Below are 479 nucleotides of genomic sequence, written 5' to 3'. Positions count from 1 at the left end.
TTCAGAAGTCATCATGAAAATATCCATAATAGAAAACCACGCCTTTGTATTGGTTTGGAGACCCGGCATGATAATATCCTTTTCTAATCCTAATGCCTTCCTTTTTTCTACAAGCCTCTCCTTAAAGGGACCATCACCAACTATGATTCCGAGCAAGTTTGGGTTTTGTTGTTTTGCGTCATAAAACACCTCCATCCATTCCTCCAACCTTTTTTGGAACCTGAACACAGCCACCGTGCCTACTACCAGGCGATTAGTTGGAAAATCAAACCCTTCCTTTTCTAATGCCTTATAAGCCTCTGACTTTGTTATCCGTTGAAAATATTCTGTATTAACACCATTCAGAATGGTACCAACATTCACTTTTGGCTGTATATTCTCTTTTATGGAATATCCTACATCGTCAGAAACAGCAATTGCTTTAGTTTGCCAGTTAAAAGTTAGCTTATTGAGGGAATAAGTAATTTTATGATAGCGCT

At 38.2% G+C, this 479-nt stretch carries 1 protein-coding gene; it reads right to left on the bottom strand.

Going from position 1 to position 479, the window contains the following annotated elements:
• Positions 1-479 (bottom strand): glycosyltransferase (locus E1140_RS00070; RefSeq protein WP_155177925.1); only part of this gene is annotated, 479 nt, incomplete at both ends.

The organism is Fulvivirga lutimaris (assembly GCF_009711525.1).
GTDB classification, from domain to species: Bacteria; Bacteroidota; Bacteroidia; order Cytophagales; family Cyclobacteriaceae; genus Fulvivirga; species Fulvivirga lutimaris.
This window is presented reverse-complemented; position numbering and strand designations above follow the sequence as displayed.